The organism is Sphingomonas sp. Leaf37 (assembly GCF_920939475.1).
Taxonomy (GTDB): Bacteria; Pseudomonadota; Alphaproteobacteria; order Sphingomonadales; family Sphingomonadaceae; genus Sphingomonas.
In genome coordinates, this window is sequence record NZ_CAKLAX010000004.1 from 325,085 (window position 1) to 351,616 (window position 26,532).

Consider the following 26,532-nt stretch of genomic DNA (forward strand, 5'->3'; position numbering starts at 1 on the left):
AAGCGAAGCTCACCGGGCCGTCATGCGTCAGCAGGGAAGGGGGATCAGCGCGCCGCGCCGCTGCCCTGGCCGCGACCACCGCCGCCGCCGCCCGAACGGCCGCGACCGCCACCACCCGAACCACCGCCGCTACCGCTACGCTGACCGCCACGGCTGGCGTTGGCGTAGTTGCGCGTTGCGGTCGGCGCATGCGTCGCGCGCGGCCGCGCCGGCTGGCGCTGGCCGCGCGGCAGGTCGGCGCGCGGGGCGGGATCGGCACCGATCGCCTTGACGCGGGTCGCCTTGATCTCGTTCGACAGTCCCTGGAAGTTCTCCGGCAGCGGCTGCACGGCAACCTTCTGGCGGGTCAGCTTCTCGATATCCTTCAGGTACGGACGCTCGTCATCCGCGCAGAACGCGACAGCGATGCCGCTGGCACCCGCACGCGCGGTGCGGCCGATGCGGTGGACGTATTGCTCGGCGACGTTCGGCAGTTCGAAGTTGATGACGTGGCTGACGCCCGACACGTCGATGCCGCGCGCGGCGATGTCGGTGGCGACCAGCACCTTGGTCTTGCCGTCCTTGAACTCGCCCAATGCGCGCTCGCGCTGGCCCTGGCTCTTGTTGCCGTGGATCGCGTTCGCCGGAATGCCGTTGCCCGCCAGCAGCTTCACGACGCGGTCGGCGCCGTGCTTGGTGCGGGTGAAGACCAATGCGCGATTGATCGTCGGGTCCTGCAACACGATCGTCAGCAGCGCCTGCTTTTCCGACTGGTTGACGAAGGTGACATACTGGTCGACGCGCTCGGCGGTGGTCGATGCCGGAACGACCGACACCGTCTTCGGCTCGTGCAGGAACTGGTTGGCCAGCTCGCGGATCGCGACCGGCATCGTCGCCGAGAAGAACAGGGTCTGGCGCTTGCGCGGGATCATCCGCACGATCTTCTTGAGCGCATGGATGAAGCCCAGATCCATCATCTGGTCGGCTTCGTCGAGCACCAGGATCTCGATCATCGACAGGTTGCACATGCCCTGCTCGACCAGATCGATCAGGCGGCCCGGCGTGGCGACGAGGATGTCGACGCCGCGGCTGAGATCCTGGCGGTTCTTGTTGATGCTGGTGCCGCCGAACACGGTCGCGACCGACAGCTTGCTGAACTGGCCGTAGCCACGCGCATTGTCGGCGATCTGGCTGGCGAGTTCACGCGTCGGCGCGAGGACGAGCATGCGGCAATGCGTCGGCAGCACGCGCTTCTGGTTTTCGGTCAGGCGCTGGATCGACGGCAGCACGAACGCGGCGGTCTTGCCGGTGCCGGTCTGCGCGATGCCGAGCAGGTCGCCGCCTTCAAGCAGGATCGGGATCGACTGCGCCTGGATCGGGGTGGGGGTGGTGTAGCCCTTGGCTTCGAGCGCACGGACGAGGGGCTCGGCGAGGCCGAGGTTGGCGAATGACATGGGTAGTTAGCCTTCAAAACGGGGCCTGACCCGCGCGCCGGAATCCATGGGTGGAAACGGCTCGCAGGGGGCGGGGGAAACTGACACCCCGCGTGAATAGGGAAGCCCTGAGCGTATCGACCGAGGCGGAGCCGGGGTTGGCGCTAGGCCGACCCGTTCACGCTGCATGACGCCTCGATTGAGCGCCATGTGCGCTGCGCTGCGGCAAAAGTCAAGACGGATGCCGAAAGCCGTTACGCGACCAACATGAAGTGTTGCACTCTATCAACACTCTGGTCCGATCTGGTTCGAAAGCCCGCCCGGCCGGCTTCTTGCCTTGACACGCATCGGCCCACCGATACGGTCGCCGCCATCCGATAAGCCGCTTGGGAGAGCGGCGGATAAACAGGGGTTTAATACGACGATGGCTGACACCGCAATCCGTGGCGCCGCGCGCCGCGCGCTTCTCGCATCCACTGCTCTGATCGCGCTGCCGACGATGGCGCATGCGCAGGTCGCACCGACATCGGTGGAAAATGTCGCGCAGGCCACCGGCCGGCTTTCGATCTCCGGTCTGGACACGATCGCCCACTCGGAGCGGCCGGTGTTCGTCGACAACATCGCACAGGGCGTGACGCTGACGCCGCTCGCGAACCTCGGCGCGATGATCGAGCAGAATCGCGCGCTGCCGCTGTCGTCGCTGCAGAACGAGCCGAACATCGTCATCCGCCAGCCGGGCACTTCGACGACGTCGCTCGATCTCGGCACCAGCGTCAACGGCGTCGGCAACATGACGATCGCCTATGCCGACGGCATCGGCGTCTGCACCGGCACGCTCATCAACCCGCGCACCGTGATCTTCGCCGCGCACTGCGTCAACGAGAACAGCGCAGGCACCGGCGCACAGGACCCGTGGCAGTATGGCTCCGCCGGCGGCGGCATCCCGATCGCCTTCGGTTTCCAGGCGAACAACCTGCCCGCAGTGCGCGACTGGTATCTGGCGACGACCGCCACCGGCGCGGCCAACGCCAACCAATTCAAAACCAGCACCTCCAATTTCCTCTATAACGTCAATCAGGTCGTCTATAACGCCGACTCGCTGAAGCTCGGTCTCGCACAGAACTTCCTGCAGGCGGACGTCGCGATCGCGACGCTCGATACGCCAGCGGCGAACGTGCCGACCTGGGCGCTGCTGTTCTCCGCTCTGCCGGCCCCTGCGTCGATCAGCGACACGACCGGAACCGGCTATCACGTCACGATCACCGGTTATGGGCGCAGCGGCACCGCGACGACGACCACCGGCGACACGCTGGCCGTCGATTACCGCCGCCGTATCGCCGAGAACACGATCGGTATCCTCGGATCGTTCAACGATCGCGATGCCTTCATCTTCGGTTCGACCAGTGGCCTGCCGCAGAACCTGTACCAGCTCGACATGGACGATCCGCGTCGTGGCACGGCCGCCAAGAGCCCGTACGACTTCAACCTGTTCAAGGACAACGCGCTGCCCAACGAGGGCACCACGGCAGGCGGCGATTCTGGTGGTCCGCTGATCCTCGACCGGGCGTTCGCGAAGCAGGTCGTGATCGGCGTGCTGTCGGGTGGCAGCCGGTTCTATGCCGCGCAGCCGTTCGGCTCGTACGGAACGGAAAGCTTCTACCAGCCGCTCTACCTGTTCTGGGACTATGTGGTCGCGAACAATCCCTATCGCTATGCGCAGACCAAGGCCGGCGACGGCCTGTGGACGGACGCAGCGCGCTGGGTGACGGCGCTCGATCCCAATTATCAGGTGATCGTCAACGGCCAGCTGGCGAACGGCCTGCCGACCCTGACGGGTGCGGGCATCGCGGGGGACGCCAACAAGTTCGGCAAGGTCTGCTTCGAGACCGCGACGGTCAGTGACTGTCAGGATCTGAAGACCGGCATCGAGTTCATCAACGGCCAGCCGGTCGCGGGATCGGGCACGGTTCCGGCAACCACCGCCGATACGGCTGCGATCGTCGGCACCGGGATCGGGGTCGAGAACGCCAGCCAGCCGACGCGCGCCGACGCATCGCTGCTGGTCGGGGGAGAGAACGTCGCACAGGCCGGCGAGGCCGCTCCGTTGGCGGTCGTCGCCACACCAGCGCCGACGCCGGCCAACGGTCTGCCCGGTGCGACCAACTTCGTCCCCAACAACGTCGATCCGAACCGGGTGACGAAGGTGAGCGCGCGCTATTACGACGTCTCGCTGACGGCCGCGGGAACGACGACGCTCAACACCGCGGTGACGATCGATCGCTTCACCGTCGCGGGCAGCACCGCCCGGCTTGCGGTCACGTCCGGTGGATCGCTGACCAGCCTGATGGGCGTCACGCAGGTGACCGGCGTCGTCGACAACAACGGCATCATCAACAGCCGCGGCGACTACATGAACCTGGGTGGCATGATCACCGGTTCGGGCCGGTTCAATGCGCCGTTCCTCACCAACGTGTCGGGCATGATCGCGCCGGGGACGACGGGGACGATCGGCACGCTGACCGTCGGCGGCAACTTGATCCTGGCATCGGCCAGCACGGTGCTGGTGGATGTCGGTCCGAACGGATCGTCGGACAGCATCGCCGTGGTCCGCAACGGCACCACCGATGGTCTCGCCAACATCGGCGGACGCGTCGGCTTCGCCGCGGTGGCCGGACACACGATCCGCTTCAACGACGTCTACACCATTCTGACCGCCGCGGGCGGCATCTCCGGCACGTTCCAGTCGCCGGCCGCCTTGTCCGCGATCCTGACCCCGCAGTTCGTCTATTCGGCGAACAGCGTACAGGCGCGGATCGTCGCGGGCACCTATGCCAGCGTCGTCGCCGCCACGCCGATCCAGACCGCGTTCGCCGGCCTGCTCGATCGTAACCGCGCCGCGAACTATGGCAGCCTGTCCGGCCTGTACGGCATCCTCGACCTTCAGAATGCGGCGACGATCCAGTCGACGCTGGAAGGCTTCGCGCCGCGCACCACGCCGCTGAAGTTCGGCATGGCCACGGTCGCGACCGAGAATATGTCGCGCTTCTATCGCCAGCACCTCGCCGGGATCGACGCCAGCGAGACGATGGGCGGAACGCTGACCATGACCGGTCAGCCGTTGCAGTTCGCCTCGCTGATGGCGAGCGACCTGCCGGCGACGCAAGCGACCGCGAGCGACACGACGTCGACCACGGTCCGCGAGGGCGTGCTGCCCGAGAACGTCAACGTCTTCATCGCAGGCGGCTATGTCGACGGCGACAGCCGCAGCCTGCGCGATGCACGGCCTTTCGGTGGCCGTGACGATTTCGACGGCTTCTATGTGGTCAGCGGGATCGAGGCGAAGGCCGGCGACAATGGCGTGATCGGCTTCGGCTTCGGCTACACCAAGCTCGACGGCAGCACCGGCGGCGTGGCGCAGAGCGCGCGTGGCGAGCTGTTCCAGGGAACGCTGTTCGCCAAGGCGCAGAGCCCGAGCGGTCAGGTGCTCGACGCACAGGTGAGCGGCGGCGTGTTCCAGGCACGCACCAATCGCACCGTGTCGATCGTCGGCACCACGTCGAACCTGCGCAGTCGCGACAATGCGCTCGCGGTGTCGGCGGAGGTCGGTGTGGCGCAGATGTTCGACGTCGGCGGTTTCCAGATCGGGCCGCGCGTCGCCGGCCGGATCAACCGCGTCGGCTTCACCCCGACGGTGGAGACCGGCGGGAACGGTGCGCTGCGGTTCGACCGGTACGAACTGGAAAGCCATCAGGGTCGTGCAGGGTTGCAGATCGCGGGTGGTCAGGTGCTCAAGCCGTTCGCCTCGGCCTATTTCGTCCACGACTTCAAGAACCAGCCGGGTGTGTTCACCGCGAACTTCTTCGGCGGCACCGCGCCGGCGGGCTTCGCGCTGACGAGCCAGGATCGCAACTGGGGCGAGATCGCGGCGGGGCTGTCCTATTCGAGCGGCATGTTCGAACTGTCGCTGAGCGCGGACACGACGATCGAACGCGACGACGTCCGCAACCAGGCGTATCGCGGCGCGGTCAAGTTCAAGTTCTGATCGCGGCATAGCCACATGCGGTCGCTGCCTTGCCCGGGCGAGCGACCGCATGTAACAGCCGAACGCAACGTGATGGCTCCGATGCTCGCATCGGAGCCATCCTGCTGTCTGCCGTATGGGATTTTGGCCGTCCGTCATGCATGCGACCGGCCGGATATTCAGCAAACGCGTCTTGCAAACCGGCGGCGCAACGATGCGGGAAATAGCGCAGTGCAGCACGTCAACGCCGTCTTTTATGTAGTGTCGACGGACCGTTAGCCGCTGTTGGTTGGCGCGGCGTTTACCTTCGGGAAACCAGCCTGGCCGTATGTGACCATTATGGTTCTTTCCGGTCGACACGCCCGATCATCCCCCTGGCTCGCAACCGCATGGCAGGTGGCGGCAGCGATGGTGCTGGTCCCCGCATTCGCCCTGGCGCCGCCGATCGAGGGTGATCTGTTGCTCGTACCGCTCCGGTCTGACCGCTCACCGGCGGACATAGCGGTGCGCCATGGCGCTTTGATCGTCGCGGCCGGGCCGACACGGGGCAGTCTGCTGGTTCGCGGGCGCCTGATGAGCCTCGCATGGCCGTTGCTGTCGAAGGGCGTGCTGACGCTCGGAGCGCCGACGGTGATCTGCGGGAAGGAGGCGGCGGCATGACGGTCGATTCGGTCTATGCCTTGCGTGCGGGCGGTGTGCGCAAGCTCGTGCTGTTCGGGTGGCTCTGTGTCACGGCACTCGCCGTCATGGCGATCGGGATCGGGCATGGCATCGCGCTCGTCTGTCCGGTGATCGGCGGACTGTTCCTGCTGCTGCCTACCCGGATGGCGCTGCAGGGTCGCGCCGATCTGCCGGCATTGCTGTCCATTGCCGTCGTGCTGGCGCTGCTTCCGGCGCTGCTGGTGATATTGCTGGCGGGCGGGCCGTGGCAGATGGACGGCCATATGTTCTTCTTCGTGGGCCTGTCGATGCTCGTGCTGCTGTGCGACTGGCGGCCGATCGTGCTCGCGGCGGTGCTGATCGCCGTGCATCATCTGACGCTGGATCTGGTGATGCCGGCGTTGGTGTTCGCCGATGGCCAGACCGATACCGGCCGCGTCCTATTCCATGCCGCGGCGGTCGGTTTGCAGACGATCGCGCTGAGCTATGCGGCGGAGCAACTGCTGCGTCTGCTGACGAAGCAAGACGTGGCAAGGGTCGAAAGCGAGCGGCTGGCGGCGACGGCGGATACCGAACGCGCCGTGGCGGCGCAAGCGCGCGAGCGGGCGGTTGCCGCACTTGATGCGGCACGCAGCGCCGAAGCGAGAGAGATGCACGAACGGCGCGAACGCAATGCAGCGGAAGCCCGGATCAAGGCGCGCCGTCATGCCGAGCTGCTGACGCTTGCTGCCGGCATGGAAGCGACGGTCGTCGAGGTCGCCGTTGCGCTGGAGGAAGCCTCCGGCCGCCTGGAGGGGTCGGCGACGTCGCTCAACGCGATCGCCGCCGATACCGGCCGTCGCGCCAACGATGCGGCGACAGGGGCGACCAAGGCGGCGGAAGCGGTACGCGGCGTGCAGCGGGATGTGGTCGACCTCGCCAACACCATCGCCAGCGTCGCGCGCAGTGCGGAAGAGCAAAGCGCCTTGACCGTCACCGCGCAGGACAATGCGGCCAATGGCGATCGGGCGGTGCAGGATCTCGCCGTCCGTGCCGGTGCGATCAACGGCTTCGTCGGCGAAATCAACGGCATCGCCGCCCAGACGAACCTGCTCGCGTTGAACGCGACGATCGAGGCCGCGCGGGCCGGGGCCGCGGGCGTCGGCTTTTCGGTGGTGGCGGGGGAGGTCAAGCAACTGGCGTCCGCGACCAGCCGCACGACGGACAAGATCGCGGCGCTGATCGCCAGCGTCGAACATGGCGTCGACACCGCCGCGAACGATCTCGGCAAGGCATCCGCCGCGGTCTCGCGCGTGGCGATCGCGACGGCGGACATCCGGACGGCCATGCAGGGCCAGCGCGATGCCGCGACCCGGATCGAACGCAGCGTGCGAGAGGCGGCGGCGGGCGCGAAGACGATCGAGGAGCGGATCGGCGACGTCGCCGCGGCGGCGAACACCGCCGGCACGCTGTCGGCCGAAGTGCGCGAGGCGGCGGCGCGGCTGTCGGAGCATGCGCGTAGCCTGCGCGTGTCCACGGACAGCGTGGTCCGGGAATTGCGGAGCGGTACGATCCGGGCATCGTGACCTCCGGACGATCCCGCCTATAGCTTGCGGCCGATCACCTCCTTCATGATCTCGTTCGTGCCGCCGTAGATTCGACTGACCCGCGCGGCGCGCCATGCCCGCGCGATCGGGTATTCGTTCATATATCCCGCCCCGCCATGCAGCTGGAGGCAGGCGTCCATCACCTCCCATTGCAGGTCGGTGTGCCACAGCTTCGCCGCGGCGCCCTCCTCGTTGGTCAATTTGCCGTCCAGATGGCGGCAGATCGCCCAGTCGAGATGCGCCCAGCCGACCTGAAGCTTCGCCGCGAGCTCTGCCAGGACGAAACGGGTGTTCTGGAAATCGAAGACCACACCGGCGAACGCCTTGCGATCCTTGGTGAAGGCGACCGTCTCGTCGAACGCCTTCTGGGACGAGGCCTGTGCGCCGACCGCGATCGACAGACGTTCCTGTGGCAACTGGCTCATCAGATAGACGAAGCCCTTGCCCTCTTCGCCGAGGCAATTGGTGATCGGCACGCGCACGTCGTCGAAGAACAATTCCGACGTGTCCGCCGCCTCCTGCCCGATCTTGTCGAGCTTGCGGCCGCGGCGAAAGCCTTCGCGGTCCGCCTCGACGAGGATGATCGACATGCCCTTATAGGCAGGCTGTGCGGCGGGATCAGTCTTGGCGACGACCAGGATCAGGTCGGCGTTCTGGCCGTTGGTGATATAGGTCTTGCTGCCGTTGACGACGTAATGATTGCCGTCGCGCTTCGCCGAGGTGCGGATCGCCTGAAGGTCGCTGCCCGTCCCCGGCTCGGTCATCGCGATCGCGCTGATCGTCTCGCCCGACACCATGCGCGGCAGCCAGTATCGCTTCTGTTCTTCCGACCCGTAATGCTCGAGATAGCCGACGACGATGTCGGACTGCAGCGTGAAGCCGGCGGGGACGCCGTTGTAGGTCAGCTCCTCGTTGACGATCGCGTTGTAGCCGAAGTCGAGACCAAGGCCGCCATATGCCTCGGGCACCGTAGGGCATAGCATGCCGACCTCGCCCGCCTGTCGCCAGAACGACGGGGGCACCAGCCGGTTCGCTTCCCAGTCGGTGACGTTCGGCACGCCTTCCTTGCGCAGGAAACTGCGCACCGTCTGGCGGAATGCCTCTTGATCCTCGCCATAGGCGAACCGTCCCGCGACATCGTCGAGCGTCATGCCGATCTCTCCTCTTCCGTTTTGCGGAGAGGCTGCGGACCCCGGCGTCACCCGTCAAGTACAAAGTAACAAATGTTATGGCGATAGGTATCGCGTGTTACTTTTCCGGTGCACGGCCGTGGCGGAGCCGATACACAGGCAGTTCAACGACAAGAGGATGCCTGCATGAAACTCGCCAGCCTGAAGCATGGACGTGACGGCAAGCTCGTCGTCGTGTCCAACGATCTCGCCTGGTATGCCGACGCAGGCCATATCGTGCCGACCCTGCAAGCGGCGCTCGACGATTGGGACCGGCTGCTTCCCGACCTGCTGAATCTCGCGACCGATCTGGAGCATGCGGTCATCCCGCGCGAACGGTTCCACGAACACGACGCGGCAGCGCCGTTGCCGCGCGCCTATCAATGGGCGGATGGATCGGCCTATGTGAACCACGTCGCGCTGGTGCGAAAGGCACGCGCCGCCGAGATGCCGGAGACGTTCTGGCATGATCCGCTGATGTACCAGGGCGGATCGGACGGCTTCCTCGGCCCGCGCGATCCGATCCCGCTCGCCGACGAGGCCTGGGGGTGCGATCTGGAGGGCGAGGTGGTGGTCGTCACCGGCGATGTGCCCCTAGGCGCCAGCCGGGACGAGGCGCTGGCCGCCGTACGACTGGTCGGGTTGACCAACGACGTGTCCTTGCGCAACCTGATCCCCGGCGAACTCGCCAAGGGTTTCGGGTTCTTCCAGTCCAAACCCGCGAGCGCTTTTTCGCCGGTGTTCGTGACGCCGGATGCGCTGGGCGAGTGGTGGCAGGGCGGCAAGCTGCACCGCAAGCTGATGGTCGACCTGAACGGCAAGCCGTTCGGCCGCGCCGAGGCGGGTGAGGACATGACCTTCGACTTCGGCACTCTGGTCGCACATGCGGCGAAGACGCGGAAGCTGGGGGCCGGCACGATCGTCGGTTCTGGCACCGTTTCGAACCGCGGACCGGATGGCGGAGCCGGACAGACGATCGAAGCGGGTGGCGTGGGTTATTCCTGTCTCGCAGAAATCCGCACGGTCGAGACGATTGCCGGAGGCAAACCGGTGACGCCGTTCCTGAAGAAGGGGGATACGATCCGCATCTGGGCGGAGGATGACAAGCATCACCCGATCTTTGGCGTTATCGAGCAGACGGTGGAGTAGGTCGCTGTGATTCCTCCCTCGCTTTAGCGGGGGAGGAGCTCGGAGCGTCGCTGCACATCCTGCGTTCCATTCGGTACGTCCCGCACACCATAAAACCCGCTTGAAATTTAATTACAACGGCGCAACAGGATCAATCAACAGCGTCGGCGACTCTCGCCGGACGTAGAGGAGAGAGACACGTGGCCAGCGAGCATCCTCGCGCCAATTTGCAGCCGCTTACGCTGCACGTGCCGGAACCCAAGTTCCGGCCAGGCGATGCCGTCGATTTCGTCGGTGTGGACGTGCCGCCTGCTGGTTCGGCGCGACGTCCCGATACTGCGGATTCCGCACACGATTTCACCGAACTCGCGTACACGATGGTTCGTGTTCTCGACGAAGAGGGCAGGGCGGTCGGGCCATGGGATCCGAAGCTGTCGCCCGATGTATTGCGCCGGATGTTGCGCAACATGGCGCTGCTTCGTGCCTTCGACGAGCGAATGTTTCGCGCGCAGCGGCAGGGCAAGACCAGCTTCTACATGAAAGCGACAGGCGAGGAGGCGGTGTCGATCGCCGCGGCGCAGGCGCTCGATTTCGAGGATATGTGCTTCCCGTCCTATCGTCAGCAGGGCCTGCTGATCTCGCGCGGCTATCCGCTGGTCGAGATGATGAACCAGATCTATTCGAACCGCGGCGACAAGTTGCAGGGCAAGCAGCTGCCGATCATGTATTCGGCGCGCGACCACGGGTTCTTCTCGATCTCGGGCAACCTCACCACGCAATATCCGCAGGCCGTCGGGTGGGCGATGGCGTCCGCCGCGAAGGGCGACACGCGGATCGCCGCGGTGTGGTGCGGCGAGGGATCGACCGCGGAGGGCGACTTCCATTCCGCCTGCACCTTTGCCGCGGTGTATCGCGCGCCCGTGATCTTCAACGTCGTCAACAACCAATGGGCGATTTCGAGCTTCTCCGGGTTCGCGGGCGCGGAAGCGACGACCTTCGCCGCGCGGGCGATCGGTTACGGGATCGCTGGACTGCGTGTCGACGGCAACGATGCGCTGGCGGTCTATGCCGCGACGATGTGGGCCGCCGAGCGTGCGCGGACCAACGCCGGCCCGACGCTGATCGAGCATTTCACCTATCGGGCCGAGGGTCATTCGACCTCCGACGATCCTACCCAGTATCGCAGTGCGGGCGAACCGACGGCATGGCCACTGGGCGATCCGGTCGCGCGGTTGAAGCACCACCTCATCACCATCGGCGAATGGGACGAGGAGCGCCACGCGGCGCAGGACCGGGAATTGGCCGAGTACGTCAAGGCCGAGCAGAAGGAAGCCGAGAAGAACGGTATTCTCGGCCACGGCCTGCACCAGCCGCTCGATACCCTGTTCGAGGGCGTGTTCGAGGAGATGCCGTGGCATTTGCGCGAACAGCAGGCCCAGATGATGGCGGAAGAAGAAGCGAGCGGCCGGCCATGGGCACGCAAGTGAGCGAGGGCGCGATGATGCAGGACCAGCCTGACATGCCGGAACCGTCGGCCGACACCACCCGCATGAACATGATTCAGGCGATCAACTCCGCGCTCGACATCTGCATGACCCGCGATCCGGACGTGCTGGTGATGGGCGAGGACGTCGGCTATTTCGGTGGTGTCTTCCGCGCCACTGCCGGCTTGCAGGCGAAGCACGGCAAGACTCGGGTGTTCGATACGCCGATCACCGAGACCGGCATTATGGGCGTTGCGATCGGCATGGGTGCCTATGGCCTGCGCCCGGTCCCGGAAATCCAGTTCGCCGACTATATCTACCCTGCGCTCGACCAGCTGGTCAGCGAGGCGGCGCGCCTGCGGTATCGCTCGGCAGGCGAGTTCACCTCCCCGATCACGATCCGTTCGCCCTACGGCGGCGGCATCTTCGGCGGACAAACGCACTCGCAGTCGCCCGAGGGCATCTTCACGCACGTGTCGGGCATGAAGACGGTGATCCCGGCGACCCCCTATGACGCGAAGGGGCTGCTGATCGCCGCGATCGAGGATAACGATCCGGTCCTGTTTCTTGAACCCAAGCGCATCTACAACGGCCCGTTCAACGGCTATTGGGACAAGCCGGCCGAGAATTGGTCGAAGCATGACGCCGGTGCGGTGCCGACCGGTTACTACAAGGTCCCGCTCGGCAAGGCGGCAGTGGTGCGAGAGGGCGAGGCGCTGACCGTGCTCTGCTACGGCACGATGGTGCACGTCTGCACCGCGGTGATGGCCGAGCATGGCGTCGACGCCGAGATCGTCGACCTTCGCACGCTCGTGCCGCTCGACATCGAGACGATCGAGGCGTCGGTGAAGAAGACCGGTCGCTGCATGATCGTGCACGAGGCGACGCGCACCAGCGGTTTCGGCGCGGAGCTGTCGGCGTTGGTGCAGGAGCGCTGCTTCTATCACCTCGAAGCGCCGATCGAGCGCGTCACCGGCTATGACACGCCGTATCCACACAGCCTGGAATGGGCATATTTTCCGGGGCCGGTCCGCATCGGCCAGGCCCTCAAGAAGATCATGAAGGACGCATAATGGCTCGCTTCACCTTCAAGCTGCCCGACATCGGCGAAGGCATCGCCGAGGCCGAGATCGTCGCATGGCACGTCGCGATCGGCGACCGCGTCGAGGAAGACCAGAACATCGCCGACATGATGACCGACAAGGCGACGGTCGAGATGGAGTCGCCGGTATCTGGCGTCGTCGTGGAACTGGCGGGCGAGGTCGGCGATCAGGTTGCGATCGGTGCCGCGCTGGTGGTCATCGAAACCGATGCGGCGGACGAGGATGGCCACGTGATGGCTGCGCCGCCCAGCCCGGAGCAGGCCGAGGTCGCCCAGCAGTATGAGGCGGAGAACCCAGGGGTCGAAGAGGCTAAAATCTCCTCTCCCCTTGTGGCAGAGCAAGGGGCTCGCCCGGCGCAGCCGAGTGGGAAGGTGAGGGGGAGTGGCGCAAGCGAGTCCGCCCCTCAAAGTCCCCCTCACCCTTCCGCCGCCGTTGGCGGCTCCCTCCCTCTGGCACAAGGGGAGAGGGAGCATGTCCTCGCATCGCCCGCAGTCCGCGCGCGGGCAAAGGACCTCGGTATCGACCTTGCCCAGGTGAAGACCGACGTCGACCGCGTGCGCCACGCCGATCTCGACGCGTATCTGCGTTACAATGCCGGGCAGGGCTACCAGTCCCCCGGTGCGTCGCGCGCGCGCCCCGATGAGCAGGTTCGCGTCATCGGCATGCGCCGTCGCATCGCGGAGAACATGGCGGCGTCGAAGCGCAACATCCCGCACTTCACGTACGTCGATGAAATCGACGTCACCGCGCTGGAGGCGATGCGCGCCGACCTGAACGATCACCGTGGCCAACGCCCGAAGCTGACGATGCTGCCGCTGCTGATCGTCGCGATTTGCCGCACGTTGCCCGAATTCCCGATGCTCAATGCGCGCTACGACGACGAGGCCGGCGTGGTCACGCGATCGGGCCGCGTCCACCTCGGCATGGCGGCGCAGACGGACGCGGGGCTGACCGTGCCGGTGATCCGCGATGCGCAGGACAAGAACGTCTGGCAACTCGCGACCGAGATCACCCGCCTGGCCGAGGCTGCGCGCGCGAACAAGCTGAAGCCGGACGAACTCGGAAACGGCACGATTACCGTGACGTCTCTGGGACCGCTCGGCGGTATCGCGACGACTCCGGTCATCAATCGCCCGGAAGTTGCCATCATCGGCCCCAACAAGATCGTTGAACGCCCGGTATTTACGGGGCGGGGCGACGAGATCCGGCGCGCGAAGCTGATGAACCTGTCGATCAGTTGCGACCACCGCGTTGTCGACGGCTGGGACGCGGCCAGCTATGTTCAGGCGCTCAAAAAGCAGCTGGAGACGCCGGTCCTGCTGTTCGCCGACTGACGCCGGTAGCGATCGGGGCCGTGCCGCGTTGCGACCCGGCCTCGATCAGGCGGCGTTCGATTCGGGATAGCATCGCGGCGCAGCTCGCATATTGCTGCGCGCGCAGCCGCCCGTCGAGCGCGAGTATCCTGTTCAGTTCCTGCCAGACGCGATCCAGGTCCTGACGCATGAACATAGCCGGTGCGCGCGCGATGGCTCCGCGTCCCCTGCTTCGGTCGATGGCGGCGGCCAGTCGCTTCAGCCGTTCGACGAAATACGCCTGTTGCCGTGCACCCGTCGCTGCATACATACGATCACGCTCCAGATCCGGCCCGGCGTCGGCCGGACCCGCGAAATACAGGGTCGCGATGATCGCGGCTAATCGTTGTGTTCTCCGCATGAGGAGAACCTTACCTCAACAATATGAACAATGTCCAAAACGGGCACACCACGCCATTGCTGGTATCGATGAACGCCATCCAGCGTCAGACGATCTCGAACAGCCCGGCCGCTCCCATGCCCCCTGCCGTGCACATCGTCACCACAACATAGCGAACGCCACGCTTGCGGCCCTCGATCAGGGCATGGCCGATCAGGCGGCTGCCGGTCATGCCAAACGGATGCCCCACCGCGATCGCACCGCCGTTGACATTATAGCGGTCGGGATCGATCCCCAGCGTATCGCGGCAATACAGGCATTGCGATGCGAACGCCTCGTTGAGTTCCCACAGGCCAATGTCCGCCACCGACAGTCCGGCGCGATCAAGGAGCTTCGGTACGGCGAAGACGGGGCCGATGCCCATTTCGTCCGGACCGCAGCCCGCGGACTGGAAGCCGCGGTAGATGCCGAGGATATCCTTGCCTTCTGCTTCGGCCGTCGCGCGGTCCATCAGCAATTGCGCAGACGCGCCGTCGGATAACTGACTGGCATTGCCGGCAGTGACGCTGATGCCGGGACCGGTGAAGTCACCGCCGGCCCATACCGTCTTCAACCCGGCGAGCCCCTCAAAAGTCGTGCCCGCGCGGATGCCTTCGTCGGCAGACACGGTGATCGTCTCGCTGCCGGTGCGATTGCCGCCCTTGTCGAACAGCGTGCGCTCGACCGTGATCGGTACGATCTCTTCGAAAAAGGCGCCGCGGGCCAGTCCGGCGGCGGCGCGTTGCTGGCTCATCGCGGCATATTCGTCCTGAGCGGCGCGTGTGATCCCGTAGCGTTGCGCGACGATCTCGGCCGTTTCGATCATCGGGATGTACGCGGCGGGTTCCCGGTCGACGACGCTACGGTTGACGTAGCGGGGCGCGTCCTTCGTCACGGTATGGCTGATCGATTCCATGCCTCCGGCGAGCGCGACATCCGCCTCGCCGCACATGATGGTGCGCGCCGCCAATGCCACGGAGGTGAGGCCCGACCCGCATTTGCGATCGAGCGTGAACGCCGGCACACTTTGCGGCAGGCCTGCGGCGAACACCGCCATCCTTCCGGCATTGCCGCCGGTCATGCCCCATTGATTGCCGACGCCCCAGAAGATGTCGTCGATCCGCGCCGGGTCTATCCCCGCCCGTTCGACCGCGGCATTCATCACATGGCCTGCCAGCACCGGCGCTTCGGTCGCATTGAAGGCGCCGCGATACGCTTTTCCGATGGCGGTGCGGGCGGTGGAGACGATCGCAGCTTCACGCATGATGCAGGCCCTTCGAGGATCGGGTATGCATCCTCTCTAGGCGGCGGTCCGCAGTGTTGGAAGAGGTGTTATCCCAGCCAGCCGCCATGAAAGCCTGCCCGCTCGAGTCCGCGGCGCAGATGCGGATTGCGCTGCATCGTCTTCCAGATCAGGCCGGTCCGCTGGTTCTCGATCATCGCGACGATCGGACCCTGATCGATTCCCAGATAATCCTTGTCGACCCAGCCAGTGCCAGTCACGATTTGCCCGTGTTTCAACGGTGCGTTCGCGTCGGTCAGCGTCGGATTGAACGAATCGAGGAAACCGTATTTGCCGTAGATGCCTTCGCCGTAACGCTGGTGCATCGTGCGGAGACAGGTCGCGGCCAGCTCCGGTTCGAAAGCGATCGATCCGGCGGCGGCGGTCGGCGCGATCGTGCCGTCGTCGCGCGTGCCCGGACCCCGTTCGGAATAGCTGAAGAATTCGCGCTGACGGCCACGTAGCGTCAACTTGAAATCTCCGGGGCCGTCGCATGCGGTCCAGCCCCAGCAATCCTTGTCATAGCCGACCCAGCCGCCGGAATTGACTATGCCATAAGCGCGCTGGTTGCGCACCGCGCGGCGGCTGTTCTCGAAATAATCGATACCCTTCGACTTGATGAAGGGATCCTGGATGCCGCGGAAATCTATCCAGACGTGGCTGTACTGATGCACGAACAGGGGGGGATAATGCAGGTACGGTTCGCCCCAGCCATCGGTCCACGCCGCTTCGAAACGCTGCGTCAGCGCACCCCATGTTGCGGGCGGCAGCGGGTGCGTCGGCGATGCGATCGCGAGGAGGTACATCAGCATCCCCTCATTATAGATATTCCAGTCGGACGGGATGAAGCCGCTTTCCGGGTGCCAGCCCATTGAGAGGAACGGCGGCCGCGGGACGATCCACGTCCAGTCGATCGCGACATACAATTGGTCGGCAAGTGTCCTGATCCGCGCCTCGGCAGGATCGGTGCCATCGTCGAACCACGTGCCCGCAAACAAAACCCCGGCGATCAGCAGCGCGGTATCGATCGTCGACAGTTCGGCACGCGCGAAGCGCAACCCCTTGGTCACGCCCAGGAAGTGATAGAAGAAGCCCTTGTGGCCACTGGCATCGTCGGCACCCGACCCCTGCGGTGCGGCGGCGAACCATTCCAGCGTGGCGAGGGTGCGGGCGCGGGCCTGTTCGCGGGTGATCCAGCCGTTGACCACGCCGACCGGATAGGCGGTGAGCGCGAACCCGACCGCGGCGATCGAGGAGAAGCTGGGGGTAGGCCAGCGATCGGGCGCCCACCCTGTGGCGGGATCGGTGGTGTCCCAGAAGAAGCGGAAGCTGCGTTCCTGAAGATCGGCGATCAGATCGAGTGGCGCGTTGGCCGACGCAGGAGAGGGCGCTCGCGTTGTGGCGCAACCGCCCACCACCCCGGCGAGCGCCAGCCCGCCGGTGCCGAGAAGGTGTCGTCTGTCGATCATCGGCGCAAACGCCTCATGTTGTTACGCAGAACCGGAAAGGAGCGGGCGACCTTTGGGAAAAGGCCGCCCGTGCAAGTCAGAAGCGATATCCGGCGCGCAGCTGAAGGCGCCGGGGCAGGGTGATCGTGCTGGTGCCGATCTCCGTGCGGATCAGCGGATCGCTTGCGCTGAAGAAGCCATCGAATCCGCTGAAGTTCTTATTGTTGAAGGCGTTAAGGACGTCGAGCGCCAGCTCCACTTCGTGGTTGCCGAAGATCTTGGTCTTGTTTGCCAAGGTCAGGTTTACTTCGCAGAAAGCGAACAGGCCCTTGATGCAGTTCTTGATCGGATAGAAGGTGGTCGGCAGAGCGGCACCGCTATCCGTGCCGCGCGTTCCGTCGGTGACGTTATACGCCGAACCCGAACCCAGCGTCGTCAGGGTCGAGAACTGGAAGTTCAGCGGCAGGTCGATGATCGACGACAGCACGACCCGGTGACGTTCGTCGCCCGGGCTGTTGCGCCAGCCGTAGCCGTCCGGCGTCAGACCATCGAGGCTGAACAGATCGCCGCCGTTCTTCTCGGCCTTGCCCAGCGTGTAGGCGATGTTGACGCCCCAGCCGCTCGCCTGCGTGTAGTTCTTGTCGAGCGTAAAGTAAATCGCCTTGTACCGGGTATCGAGGCCGTCATAGCCGACGATGACGTTGGCATAGCCGTTGCGGATCGCGCTGGCTGTGTTGCAGCAACCGCCCAGACCGTTGTTCTGACGGGTCGCAAACAGGTTGGTATAGCCGTTGCGGCCGCGCTGGTAGGACGCGGTCACCGATGCCTGGAATACACCGACCTTCTGGCGGACGCCGAGGCTGAACTGGTCGTTGACCGGAGGCTTGGCGTCGTTCTTGACCGCAAACAGTTCCGGCAGGCCCTGCGTCGAAGTCGCCGCCAGTGCCAGCAGGCCGTCACGGGTCAGGTAAGACGGGTTCCACGGGACCGTCGGCTGGCCGTTGCGCGGCAGGCCGGTCGCCGAGAAGCGGAACAGGCCGATCGGATTGATCGTCCGGCTGAGTTCGTCGACGGTGTTGTTGAAGTTGTTGCGATCATAGTACCGGCCCGCGCCGCCGAAGATGACGGTGCTCTGGTCGTCGTTGATGTCCCACGAAAAGCCAAAGCGCGGCGCGAATGCCCATTTGAACGGCGACCGATCGTTGCCGTCCGTGATGTAATCCTCGGGATTGAAGTAGAACGTGCTGGGCAACGAGCGCAACGCCGCCGCGGCCCGGCCGGGTGTGACGTAATGATTGTTGAAGCCGTTCGTTTCGTAATCGTAGCGGACACCGACGTTCAACTGGAGTCGATCGGTGACGTCCCAATCGTCCTGGGCATAGAAGCCGAGCTGGGTGTTCGCACCGAAGATGCGGCCGTTGCCCAGGCCAAGGCGTGCTTCGGCCGGGAATGAGATGTTGGTGTCGTCGGTAAGGTCGTTCGGCGTGTTCGCGCCGGCCGTGGTGAAGGTGTAGCGCGGCTGGATGAACGACTGGTTGTTGAATTCGATGTCGGTCACCTCGACGCGACCGCCGACCTTGATCGTGTGACCGTCGATCGCGGTCCACGTCACGTCGTCACGGAGGGTGTAGCTCTGCTGGACTTCGCGGCGGGTCGAATCCTTGCCGCCGAACACGATGATGCCCTGGTAGTCGAACTGTGGCAGGTCGGGGTTCAACGAGGTCGGACTGAACTTGTAGTTGAGATAGTTGACGTTGACTTCGTTGACGAAGTTATCGCCGGTGTACGTCCATTTGAACAGATAGGTATCGACTGTATTGATCTTGTTCTCCGCCGCCGAGAACGAGGTGTTACCACCGAAGCCCTGAATATCGGTTTCCGAGCGACGGCTGTACGACAGGTCGAACACCTGGCTCGAATCCGGCGTGAAGGTCAGCTTGCCGAAGTAGAAGTCGCCGCGGAACGGGCTGACGAACGCGCCCTCGAATTCGTTCAGGCGACGTCCGCTGATCCGTTCGAAGTCCGCCCGCTGCGTCGCCGAGGCGGTCGAGGCGACGTTAAAGGCACGATCCTGATCGTTGCCTTCGTACGTGCCGAAGAAGAACAGCTTGTCCTTGATGATCGGGCCGCCCAGCGCGATGCCGTATTGCTTGCGCTCGAACGCGGGTTCGGGACGGTTGTTGAGCTTGTCGAGGAAGGCCTTCTCGCTCAGCTTCTTGTCGGTGTATTGGCCGAAGACCTCGCCATGGAATTCGTTTGTGCCCGACTTGGTCACCGAGGTGATGACTGCCGCGCCGGCCTGTTCGTATTCCGCCTTGTAGTTCTGGGTCAGAACACGGAATTCCTGCACGGCAAGCTGGCCGAACGGATTGCCGCGACTGTTCTGCTGACCGGCGACGCCGCCCTCGCGGAGCTTGTTCTTCAGACTGATGCCGTCGACGAACACGTTGACCTGGCTAGCCGTCGATGCGCCCGAGCTGAAGCCCTTGTCGGTTTCGCTGTCGTTGTAGCGGACGCCGGGAGCCAGCGCGGCGAACGACAGGAAGTTGCGATCGGTCTGCGGCAGCGTGCGGATCTGCGTCTGGCTGACGTTGGTCGCGACTTCGCTGGTACGCGTCTCGACCAGACGGCTGCCGGTGACCACGATCTCGCCGTTATCGCCCGCTGTGGTTCCGCCGGGTACCGTCGTCGTCTCGGTCTGTGCAGCGCCGAGCGTGGCATCGAGTGTGGCGGACTGGCCGACGCCGACCACCACAACGCGCTCGAACACCGACCCGTCGGCACCCGCGATCGTGATGCGGTATTCGCCCGGACGCAGGCCGTTCAGCGTATAGCTGCCGTTCGCGTCACTGGTCGCGCGGAAGGTCTGATTGGTCGCGGTGCTGACGGCGGTCACCGTTGCGGCCCCGACGGGCGCGCCATCCGCGCCGCGAACCTGACCGCGTACCTGCGCGGTCGTGGTCTGCGCCGCGACCGGCGCGGTCATCGCGATGCCGCCAAGGACGGTGGTGGTGGCAAGTGCGGCGCGCAGCGCCACGATCGTGGTGGTCTTCATGTCTGTTCCCCTGCGCGATCCGCCCGGCGGCGAATGCAGCTGTTATCCTGCGACCGGGGAAAGGAGCTGCGGCCGATATTGCGTCCGGCCGTCAGGGAAGCGATGGTGCCGGCCACCGCGCCCTGTTCATCCCTCCCCGGAGTGGAGCAAGACGCCCCGTCCCATGGTGTGATCGGGCGGTGGTCCGCCTCTATCGTGTCGAAGGGCCGCTCCCTTATGGTGGAGTGTCCGACAACACCAGTTCAATACGGCGAAAACCATTACGGTTCCGAACCGGAACCACTTCTGTCCGCGACCGTGATATTGCTGCAACGGTGCTTTCGACGCTTGATGGCTGGCATGTGCATCCGCGACACGGCACAATGTCACGATGAGCAACGCCCCATCCGCTTCAGCACCGTCGATCCAGGTCGTTCGGGACGGCCATGTCGCGATCGTGACCTTTGCGCGGCCACCCCACAATTTCGCCGATCTCGCGACGATCGAGGCGATCGGGGCGGCATTCTCTGCCGCGGATGCCGATCCGGACGTGCGCGCGATCGTACTCCAGTCGGATGGCCGGATCTTTTGCGCCGGTGCCGATCTGGCGCGCGACAATCCGGTGGCCGAAGATCAACCTGCCGGCAGCCGTAACCCGTTCTATGTGGCGGCGGCACGATTGTACGCCGTGCAGACGCCGGTAGTCGCTGCGGTGCAGGGGGCTGCGGTGGGAGCGGGGCTGGGTCTCGCGCTCGTCGCCGATTTCCGCGTCGCTGCACCCGAAGCGCGCTTCGTCGCCAATTTCGTGGCGCTGGGTTTCCATCCCGGCTTCGGTATTTCGGCGGTGCTGGAGCGGGTCGTCGGACGCCAGCGCGCGTTGCTGATGAACCTGACCGCGCGACGGATCAAAGGCGAGCAGGCGGCGGAATGGGGGCTGGTCGACGTGCTGGCGTCCGCCGATCGCCTGCGCGCCGAGGCGCTGGCGTTGGCCCAGGAGATTGCCGCCGGTGCGCCGCTCGCGGTCCGATCGACCCGCGTGACGATGCGCGGCGATCTGTTCGATCTGGTGCAGCGTCAGACCGATCACGAGCTGGCGGAACAGGCGTGGCTGCAAAAGACCGGAGACTTCGCCGAAGGGGTGAGGGCGGTGAACGAACGCCGCCCCGGGCGCTTCGTAGGAGCCTGAGAAACGATCGTCGGCGGTCGTCGAGCCACCTCACCGTCAACGCCGATGTCGTCACCCGGAGCGCCTTGCGGCGTCCCGGGTTGCTTGGCTTGCCCGACGGTCGTGTGGCGAAGCTTACTTCATCAACACGAGTTCTTCCGCCATCGTCGGGTGGAGCGCGACCGTCTCGTCGAACTGCGCCTTGGTCAGGCCGGCCTTCACCGCGATCGCTGCGGCTTGCAGGATTTCCGGTACGTCGGGTCCGATCATGTGGAGGCCGACGATCCGTCCCGTCTCGCCATCGCACACCATCTTGTAGAGCGCCCGTTCGTTGCGGCCGGCCAGCACGTTCTTCATCGGCCGGAAGTCCGAGGAATAGACGCTGACCGACCCCAGCTTCTGCTTGGCCTCGCTCTCGGTCATGCCGACGCCGGCGAGCGGCGGATGGCTGAAGACCGCAGACGGGATGTTGGCGTAATCGACGACCGTCGGCTTGTTGCCGTAATAGGTGTCGGCGAACGCCTGCCCCTCCCGGATCGCGATCGGCGTCAGCTGGATGCGATTGGTGACATCGCCGATCGCGAAGATGCTGTCGATGTTGGAACGGTTATGCTCGTCGACGACGATCGCGCCCTTTTCCAGCGTCACGCCGGCATCTTCCAGTCCGAGATCCTCGGTGTTCGGCACGCGGCCGGTTGCGAACATCACCATGTCCACCGTCACCGGCTCATGGCCGGACATACGGACCGTGAGGCACCCGTCCTCACCCTTGTCGATGCCTTCGAAATTCGCATCGAACTTGAATTCCAATCCCTTCATCATGCTGATCTGGAGCAGGCGATCGCGGATCGACAGGTCGTAACCGCGCAGGATGTCCTGCGTCCGGTTCATGATGATGACGTGTGCGCCGAGCTGGTGAAAGATGCCGGCGAATTCGTTGGCGATATACCCGGCACCGGCGATCAGTACCCGCTTCGGAAGGGCGTCGAGATGGAACGCCTCGTTGCTGGTGATGCCGTGTTCGGCGCCGGAACATGGCGGGACGGCCGGCCGCGCGCCGACCGCGACGAGGATACGCTCCGCCGTCTTTTCCGTCCCATCCGCCAACCGGACGCTGTGCGGACCGGTGATCGTCGCGCGCTGGTGGATGATCTCGACGCCGTGGTTCTCCAGCGTCTGGGTGTAGGCGCCGTTGATCCGGTCGACCTCTTCCAGCACGTTGTCACGCAGCGTCTTCCAGTCGAAGTCGCACTGATCCGGGACCTGCCAGCCGAAGCGCTTTGCATCCTTCAGGTCTTCGGCGAAATGGGCACCGTAGATCAGCAGCTTCTTCGGCACGCAGCCCCGGATCACGCAGGTGCCACCGACGCGATATTCCTCCGCCACTGCCACTCTAGCGCCATGCGCAGCGGCGACGCGGCTCGCCCGGGTGCCGCCCGACCCTGCGCCAATGACGAAGAGATCGTAATCGTAGTCGGCCATCAGTTCACTCCGGTAGCAAGGTCCATCGCCGACCGCAGGCCGAGATGCTGAATGACGGGATCGAAGTCCCGAACACTGTAAAGTAGGGGCGGTCGGTCGATAATGCAGCGTTTGGCGATCAGCTAATCGATCGATTTGCCGATCGTGATACCGAGACTGCGCAAGTGGCGGTGATTGCGGGCTGCGGCATCGGTCACTCGCCAATCGTTGATGTCGATCCGCATATGTATCTTCCGCCGCGGCCATACACATAGTCAAAGATCCGACGGATCTGCAATCAATGCCGTCCCGCGCGCCGCATCGGCATCGCATCGATCGCCTCCGCCAATACCTGCGGCGCGATGGGCTTCGCCGTTCGCATCTTTTCGCCGCCATCCTTGCCGATCAGGATCGCAACGAACCGGCCTGCCGGTATCCGATATCTTGCGCGCAAGGTCGGCCCTGGATCGGTCGACCCAAAGACGCGGTCGCCGATCACCGTCACGATGGCAAGATCCCGTTCCAGCGCCTCAGCATCCCAACCGACCAGCGCCTGCCGTTGGGCTGCGATGCCGGGATCGTCGGGTGTCGGTGCAGCTAGCAGCAGCACACGTTTTTGCCATCGCATGTCGGCGACCGTCGATGGCGCGGCCAGCGCCGCGGCGAGCAGGATCGGGATCATCGTCGCTCAACGCACGAGGATCCCGATCGACGCCATCAATCCAGACCGGCGCGGCGGATCAGATCCTCGGTGGAGGGGTCGAACGATTGTCCGCCCTTGTCCGCGGCCTTGGCCATTTCCTTGCCCAGCTCCACGCCGAACTGATCGAACGAATTGATTCCCAGCAGCACGCCGTTCACGAACACGCGATGCTCGTAGAAGGCGATCAATGCCCCGAGCGTCCGAGGATCGAGCACATCGAGCAGCAGCGTCGACGACGGCCGATCGCCCGAATAGCTGCGCGCGGGATCGTCGACCTGCTTGCCCTTCATCAGCGCGGCGCCCTGCGCGAAGGCATTGATGAGCAATTCACGGTGGTGATCCTCGGCCAGCGTATCGCCCGGTTCGATCACGGCGATGAACTCGACCGGGACCAGATGCGTCCCCTGATGCAGCAGCTGGAACACAGCATGTTGCGCGTCGGTGCCGACGCCGCCCCAGGTGATCGCCGCGGTCGGCCGACCGACCGGCGTGCCGTCGATCTTCACGCCCTTGCCGTTCGACTCCATCTCCAGTTGCTGGAGGTAACTCGGCAGCAGGCGCAGCCGTTCATCATAGGCGAAGGGCGCACGAGTCTCGGCGTGGCGAACCTGCGTATAATAAAGGTCGGCGAAGGCGGCGAGCGCCGGCGCATTCTCATGCAGCGCGGTCAGGCGGAAATGGCGGTCCATTTCCGCCGCGCCTTCCAGCAATTCCTCGAACGCGCCCCAGCCGAGGCCGATCGCCGCGGGGAAGCCGATCGACGACCAGAGCGAATAGCGCCCGCCGACCCCCTCGCCGAACGGCAGGATGCGGGTTTCGTCAACGCCCCATTCCATCGCCTTGTCTGGAGCGGCGGTCAGCGCGATGACCTTGCCGTACGGGTCCTCGACGCCATGTTCGGTCATCCACTGCAGCGCCGACTGGGCATTGAGCAGCGTTTCCTTGGTGGTGAAGGTCTTGGAGGCGAGCACCAGCAGCGTCGCAGCAGGATCGAAATCCTTGATCGCATCCTCCAGCGCGACACCGTCCACGTTGGAGACGATCGCCACGTCGTAACGCGCATCCTCGCGCCCCAGTGCGTCGATCAGCAGATGCGGCCCCAGCGCCGATCCGCCGATACCGATGTGCAGCACGTGGCGGATGTCGCCGAGCGCGCCGCCTTCGATTGCGTCGATCAGCGAGCGCATCCGTTCATGGAACTTGCGAGCGCGCGCGACACTCTCGGCATTGCCTTCGCCGCGCTCGGCGGTGTGTTCGACCGGGCGGTCCTCGGTAACGTTGACATGCTCGCCACCAAACATCGCATCGCGCTTGCCAGCCAGATCCTGCACCCTGGCGAGCGCAGCGAAGGCATCTACCGCCTCGGTGGTCAGATGCGTCTTCGACCAGTCGAAATGGATGCCGGCCACGTCCAGGCTGAACTTCGACAGCCGCTCGCCGTCCTGATCGAACAGCTCGGTGAGCTTCGGGGAGGGCAGGGCTTCGATCGCGGTCCAGTCGCTCATTATATCCATCCTTCGGGGAGGGGGTGTTCGTGACAGCTCCGTATCGAACCTGTGTTACAGGACAAGTCCTGTCGGCCCACGCGGAACGACTACTCAGGACGCGCGGGGAGCGCTAAGGCTCCGCATCTATGGACGAGACCCCCGCGATAGCCGCTGCCGAACCGAAACCGCAGCGCTCCGAACTGAACGAGACGATGCGCTTCCTGGTGAAGCTCGCGCTGGCGGTGCTGATCTTGCGCAGCTTCATCTTCGCGCCCTTTTCGATCCCCTCGGAATCGATGCTGCCGCGACTGTTGATCGGCGACTATCTGTTCGTCACCAAGTGGAACTATGGCTACTCGCGCTGGTCGCTGCCCTATGGCGTACCACTGATCCCCGGGCGCATTCTGGGCCGTGACCCGACCCGCGGCGATGTCGTCGTGTTCCGGTCGCCCGAGCCGGACGATCACGACGTGATAAAACGCGTCATCGGCCTGCCGGGCGATACGATCCAGGTGCGCCGCGGTCAGGTGATCCTGAACGGGAAAGCCATTCCCAAGCAGCGCGTCGCGGATTTCGTCCTGCCGTTGACCGGCAATTTCGACGCCGAAAAATGCGGTGCGAGCTTCCAGGACGTCGATGCCGCCGGTGCTCCCGTCTGCCGCTATCCCCGGTTTCGCGAGACCTTGCCCAATGGCAAAAGCTATATGGTGCTTGATCAGGCGGATATTCCGCAGGCCGACGACACCGGCCTGTACACCGTACCCGCCGGCAACGTGTTCCTGATGGGCGACAACCGCGACGACAGCGCCGACAGCCGTTTCCCGGCGCCGATCGGCATGGGTTACATCCCGATGGAGCGGATCGAGGGCAAGGCGGTCGTGACCTTCTTCTCCACCGACGGCAATGCGTCGTGGATCAACCCGTTCAGTTGGTTCACCGCCGCTCGCTGGAGCCGCGTGGGAGAGGGCTTCTGAGCAGCGATCTGTCCGGTTGGCTGAGCGCGACGTTCGGTCGCAAGCCTGCCGACCTGAAACCCTACGAACGGGCGCTGACGCATGGCAGTCAGGCGGCCGAGAATTACGAGCGGCTGGAATTCCTTGGCGACCGTGTGCTCGGCCTCGTCATGGCGGAATGGCTGTGGGAGCTGTTCCCCACCGAGCCCGAGGGTCAATTGTCCAAGCGGCTCAATGCTCTGGTCACCGGTGCGGTCTGCGCCGACGTGGCGCGGGAGATGGGCGTGCGAGCCTACCTGCGCCTCGGCAAGCAGGCTCGCGACGATGGCGCATATGAAAGCGACAATATCCTGGGTGACGTGATGGAAGCGCTGATCGGCGCCTGGTATCGCGAAACCGGCCTGGATGGCGCGCGCAGCTTCGTCCGCAAGGCCTGGGGTGCCCGCGTCCAGAGCGGCCACAAGGCGCCGCAGCATCCGAAATCCGCCCTGCAGGAATGGGCCGCCGCGGCGGGCCGGCGCACCCCGGAATATGTCGTGATCGACCGTAGCGGGCCGCATCATGCTCCGCGGTTCAAGGTACAGGTCAAGATCGGTACCTTTGCCGACGCGACGGCCGAGGGCGCGAACAAGCAGGTAGCGGAAACCGCGGCAGCGAAGGCGCTGCTGGCGAAGCTGACCGGATGAGCGAAGCGCTCGCCTTGCC

At 65.0% G+C, this 26,532-nt stretch carries 19 protein-coding genes; 10 read left to right on the forward strand and 9 right to left on the reverse strand.

Annotated features, from left to right (window positions below; genetic code table 11):
- Nucleotides 1–44: 44 nt before the first annotated feature.
- Nucleotides 45–1,433 (reverse strand): DEAD/DEAH box helicase, encoded by a 1,389-nt coding sequence (locus LRA87_RS15385; RefSeq protein ID WP_230632770.1) that lies wholly within the window; start codon nucleotides 1,431–1,433, stop codon nucleotides 45–47.
- A gap of 403 nt (nucleotides 1,434–1,836) precedes the next feature.
- Between LRA87_RS15385 and LRA87_RS15390 the strand changes: the two genes are divergently transcribed.
- The 3 genes from LRA87_RS15390 to LRA87_RS15400 all read left to right on the forward strand — a co-directional run bounded on the left by LRA87_RS15390 (nucleotide 1,837) and on the right by LRA87_RS15400 (nucleotide 7,658).
- Nucleotides 1,837–5,454 carry an autotransporter domain-containing protein gene (locus tag LRA87_RS15390; protein WP_230632772.1) on the forward strand — a complete coding sequence of 1,206 codons (3,618 nt, stop codon included), beginning with the start codon at nucleotides 1,837–1,839 and terminating at the stop codon, nucleotides 5,452–5,454.
- A gap of 318 nt (nucleotides 5,455–5,772) precedes the next feature.
- On the forward strand, nucleotides 5,773–6,093 hold the full coding sequence (locus LRA87_RS15395; RefSeq protein ID WP_230632774.1) for a hypothetical protein: 321 nt from the start codon (nucleotides 5,773–5,775) through the stop codon (nucleotides 6,091–6,093).
- Nucleotides 6,090–7,658 carry a methyl-accepting chemotaxis protein gene (locus tag LRA87_RS15400; RefSeq protein WP_230632776.1) on the forward strand — a complete coding sequence of 523 codons (1,569 nt, stop codon included), beginning with the start codon at nucleotides 6,090–6,092 and terminating at the stop codon, nucleotides 7,656–7,658. Before LRA87_RS15395 ends, LRA87_RS15400 begins: the two co-directional genes overlap by 4 nt.
- Before the next feature lie 17 nt (nucleotides 7,659–7,675).
- Here the strand turns inward: LRA87_RS15400 and LRA87_RS15405 are convergent, their stop codons facing one another.
- Nucleotides 7,676–8,830: an acyl-CoA dehydrogenase family protein gene (locus tag LRA87_RS15405; RefSeq protein WP_230632778.1), complete on the reverse strand. Its 1,155-nt coding sequence runs from the start codon at nucleotides 8,828–8,830 to the stop codon at nucleotides 7,676–7,678.
- Between the two features lie 165 nt (nucleotides 8,831–8,995).
- Between LRA87_RS15405 and LRA87_RS15410 the strand changes: the two genes are divergently transcribed.
- The 4 genes from LRA87_RS15410 to LRA87_RS15425 all read left to right on the forward strand — a co-directional run bounded on the left by LRA87_RS15410 (nucleotide 8,996) and on the right by LRA87_RS15425 (nucleotide 13,897).
- Nucleotides 8,996–9,997 (forward strand): fumarylacetoacetate hydrolase family protein, encoded by a 1,002-nt coding sequence (locus tag LRA87_RS15410; RefSeq protein ID WP_230632780.1) that lies wholly within the window; start codon nucleotides 8,996–8,998, stop codon nucleotides 9,995–9,997.
- Between the two features lie 179 nt (nucleotides 9,998–10,176).
- Nucleotides 10,177–11,463, forward strand: coding sequence for a thiamine pyrophosphate-dependent enzyme (locus LRA87_RS15415; RefSeq protein WP_230632783.1), 1,287 nt, complete (start codon nucleotides 10,177–10,179; stop codon nucleotides 11,461–11,463).
- A gap of 62 nt (nucleotides 11,464–11,525) precedes the next feature.
- Entirely contained in the window at nucleotides 11,526–12,533 is a 1,008-nt protein-coding gene (locus tag LRA87_RS15420) for an alpha-ketoacid dehydrogenase subunit beta (RefSeq protein ID WP_230781638.1), read from the forward strand.
- Nucleotides 12,533–13,897, forward strand: a complete 1,365-nt coding sequence (locus LRA87_RS15425) for a dihydrolipoamide acetyltransferase family protein (protein WP_230632785.1) — start codon at nucleotides 12,533–12,535, stop codon at nucleotides 13,895–13,897. The genes LRA87_RS15420 and LRA87_RS15425 overlap by 1 nt, the downstream gene beginning before the upstream one ends.
- On the opposite strand, the gene LRA87_RS15430 is transcribed toward LRA87_RS15425, so the two are convergent.
- From LRA87_RS15430 to LRA87_RS15445, 4 genes are all read right to left on the reverse strand, one after another.
- Nucleotides 13,854–14,276 carry a hypothetical protein gene (locus LRA87_RS15430; RefSeq protein ID WP_230632787.1) on the reverse strand — a complete coding sequence of 141 codons (423 nt, stop codon included), beginning with the start codon at nucleotides 14,274–14,276 and terminating at the stop codon, nucleotides 13,854–13,856. The two genes, LRA87_RS15425 and LRA87_RS15430, sit on opposite strands and share 44 nt — an antisense overlap.
- Nucleotides 14,277–14,361: 85 nt before the next feature.
- A complete protein-coding gene (locus LRA87_RS15435) occupies nucleotides 14,362–15,558 on the reverse strand; it encodes an acetyl-CoA C-acyltransferase (RefSeq protein ID WP_230632789.1) in 1,197 nt (398 codons plus the stop codon).
- A 68-nt stretch (nucleotides 15,559–15,626) separates the two neighbouring features.
- Nucleotides 15,627–17,045: a glucoamylase family protein gene (locus LRA87_RS15440; RefSeq protein ID WP_230781482.1), complete on the reverse strand. Its 1,419-nt coding sequence runs from the start codon at nucleotides 17,043–17,045 to the stop codon at nucleotides 15,627–15,629.
- Nucleotides 17,046–17,121: 76 nt separating this feature from the next.
- Entirely contained in the window at nucleotides 17,122–20,079 is a 2,958-nt protein-coding gene (locus tag LRA87_RS15445) for a TonB-dependent receptor (RefSeq protein ID WP_230781483.1), read from the reverse strand.
- A 370-nt stretch (nucleotides 20,080–20,449) separates the two neighbouring features.
- Here LRA87_RS15445 and LRA87_RS15450 point away from each other — a divergent pair, with 370 nt between their 5' ends.
- Nucleotides 20,450–21,244 carry an enoyl-CoA hydratase/isomerase family protein gene (locus LRA87_RS15450; protein ID WP_230781484.1) on the forward strand — a complete coding sequence of 265 codons (795 nt, stop codon included), beginning with the start codon at nucleotides 20,450–20,452 and terminating at the stop codon, nucleotides 21,242–21,244.
- A 114-nt stretch (nucleotides 21,245–21,358) separates the two neighbouring features.
- Here LRA87_RS15450 and gorA read toward each other — a convergent pair whose 3' ends face one another.
- The 3 genes from gorA to pgi all read right to left on the reverse strand — a co-directional run bounded on the left by gorA (nucleotide 21,359) and on the right by pgi (nucleotide 24,892).
- A complete protein-coding gene (gorA, locus tag LRA87_RS15455; protein ID WP_230781485.1) occupies nucleotides 21,359–22,705 on the reverse strand; it encodes a glutathione-disulfide reductase in 1,347 nt (448 codons plus the stop codon).
- A gap of 277 nt (nucleotides 22,706–22,982) precedes the next feature.
- Nucleotides 22,983–23,366 (reverse strand): DUF4174 domain-containing protein, encoded by a 384-nt coding sequence (locus LRA87_RS15460; RefSeq protein ID WP_230781486.1) that lies wholly within the window; start codon nucleotides 23,364–23,366, stop codon nucleotides 22,983–22,985.
- Between the two features lie 35 nt (nucleotides 23,367–23,401).
- Nucleotides 23,402–24,892, reverse strand: coding sequence for a glucose-6-phosphate isomerase (gene pgi, locus LRA87_RS15465; protein ID WP_230781487.1), 1,491 nt, complete (start codon nucleotides 24,890–24,892; stop codon nucleotides 23,402–23,404).
- A 128-nt stretch (nucleotides 24,893–25,020) separates the two neighbouring features.
- Between pgi and lepB the strand changes: the two genes are divergently transcribed.
- Entirely contained in the window at nucleotides 25,021–25,848 is an 828-nt protein-coding gene (lepB, locus tag LRA87_RS15470; protein WP_230781488.1) for a signal peptidase I, read from the forward strand.
- Nucleotides 25,845–26,513 carry a ribonuclease III gene (rnc, locus tag LRA87_RS15475; RefSeq protein WP_443024900.1) on the forward strand — a complete coding sequence of 223 codons (669 nt, stop codon included), beginning with the start codon at nucleotides 25,845–25,847 and terminating at the stop codon, nucleotides 26,511–26,513. The genes lepB and rnc overlap by 4 nt, the downstream gene beginning before the upstream one ends.
- Nucleotides 26,514–26,532: the final 19 nt, after the last annotated feature.

What these genes read in the sequence shown, in the direction of transcription:
- LRA87_RS15385 (WP_230632770.1), bottom strand. Translation starts at nt 1,433, where the DNA reads ATGTCATTCGCCAACCTCGGCCTCGCCGAGCCCCTCGTCCGTGCGCTC.
- LRA87_RS15390 (WP_230632772.1), top strand. Translation starts at nt 1,837, where the DNA reads ATGGCTGACACCGCAATCCGTGGCGCCGCGCGCCGCGCGCTTCTCGCA.
- LRA87_RS15395 (WP_230632774.1), top strand. Translation starts at nt 5,773, where the DNA reads ATGGTTCTTTCCGGTCGACACGCCCGATCATCCCCCTGGCTCGCAACC.
- LRA87_RS15400 (WP_230632776.1), top strand. Translation starts at nt 6,090, where the DNA reads ATGACGGTCGATTCGGTCTATGCCTTGCGTGCGGGCGGTGTGCGCAAG.
- LRA87_RS15405 (WP_230632778.1), bottom strand. Translation starts at nt 8,830, where the DNA reads ATGACGCTCGACGATGTCGCGGGACGGTTCGCCTATGGCGAGGATCAA.
- LRA87_RS15410 (WP_230632780.1), top strand. Translation starts at nt 8,996, where the DNA reads ATGAAACTCGCCAGCCTGAAGCATGGACGTGACGGCAAGCTCGTCGTC.
- LRA87_RS15420 (WP_230781638.1), top strand. Translation starts at nt 11,526, where the DNA reads ATGAACATGATTCAGGCGATCAACTCCGCGCTCGACATCTGCATGACC.
- LRA87_RS15425 (WP_230632785.1), top strand. Translation starts at nt 12,533, where the DNA reads ATGGCTCGCTTCACCTTCAAGCTGCCCGACATCGGCGAAGGCATCGCC.
- LRA87_RS15430 (WP_230632787.1), bottom strand. Translation starts at nt 14,276, where the DNA reads ATGCGGAGAACACAACGATTAGCCGCGATCATCGCGACCCTGTATTTC.
- LRA87_RS15435 (WP_230632789.1), bottom strand. Translation starts at nt 15,558, where the DNA reads ATGCGTGAAGCTGCGATCGTCTCCACCGCCCGCACCGCCATCGGAAAA.
- LRA87_RS15440 (WP_230781482.1), bottom strand. Translation starts at nt 17,045, where the DNA reads ATGATCGACAGACGACACCTTCTCGGCACCGGCGGGCTGGCGCTCGCC.
- LRA87_RS15445 (WP_230781483.1), bottom strand. Translation starts at nt 20,079, where the DNA reads ATGAAGACCACCACGATCGTGGCGCTGCGCGCCGCACTTGCCACCACC.
- LRA87_RS15450 (WP_230781484.1), top strand. Translation starts at nt 20,450, where the DNA reads ATGAGCAACGCCCCATCCGCTTCAGCACCGTCGATCCAGGTCGTTCGG.
- gorA (WP_230781485.1), bottom strand. Translation starts at nt 22,705, where the DNA reads ATGGCCGACTACGATTACGATCTCTTCGTCATTGGCGCAGGGTCGGGC.
- LRA87_RS15460 (WP_230781486.1), bottom strand. Translation starts at nt 23,366, where the DNA reads ATGATCCCGATCCTGCTCGCCGCGGCGCTGGCCGCGCCATCGACGGTC.
- pgi (WP_230781487.1), bottom strand. Translation starts at nt 24,892, where the DNA reads ATGAGCGACTGGACCGCGATCGAAGCCCTGCCCTCCCCGAAGCTCACC.
- lepB (WP_230781488.1), top strand. Translation starts at nt 25,021, where the DNA reads ATGGACGAGACCCCCGCGATAGCCGCTGCCGAACCGAAACCGCAGCGC.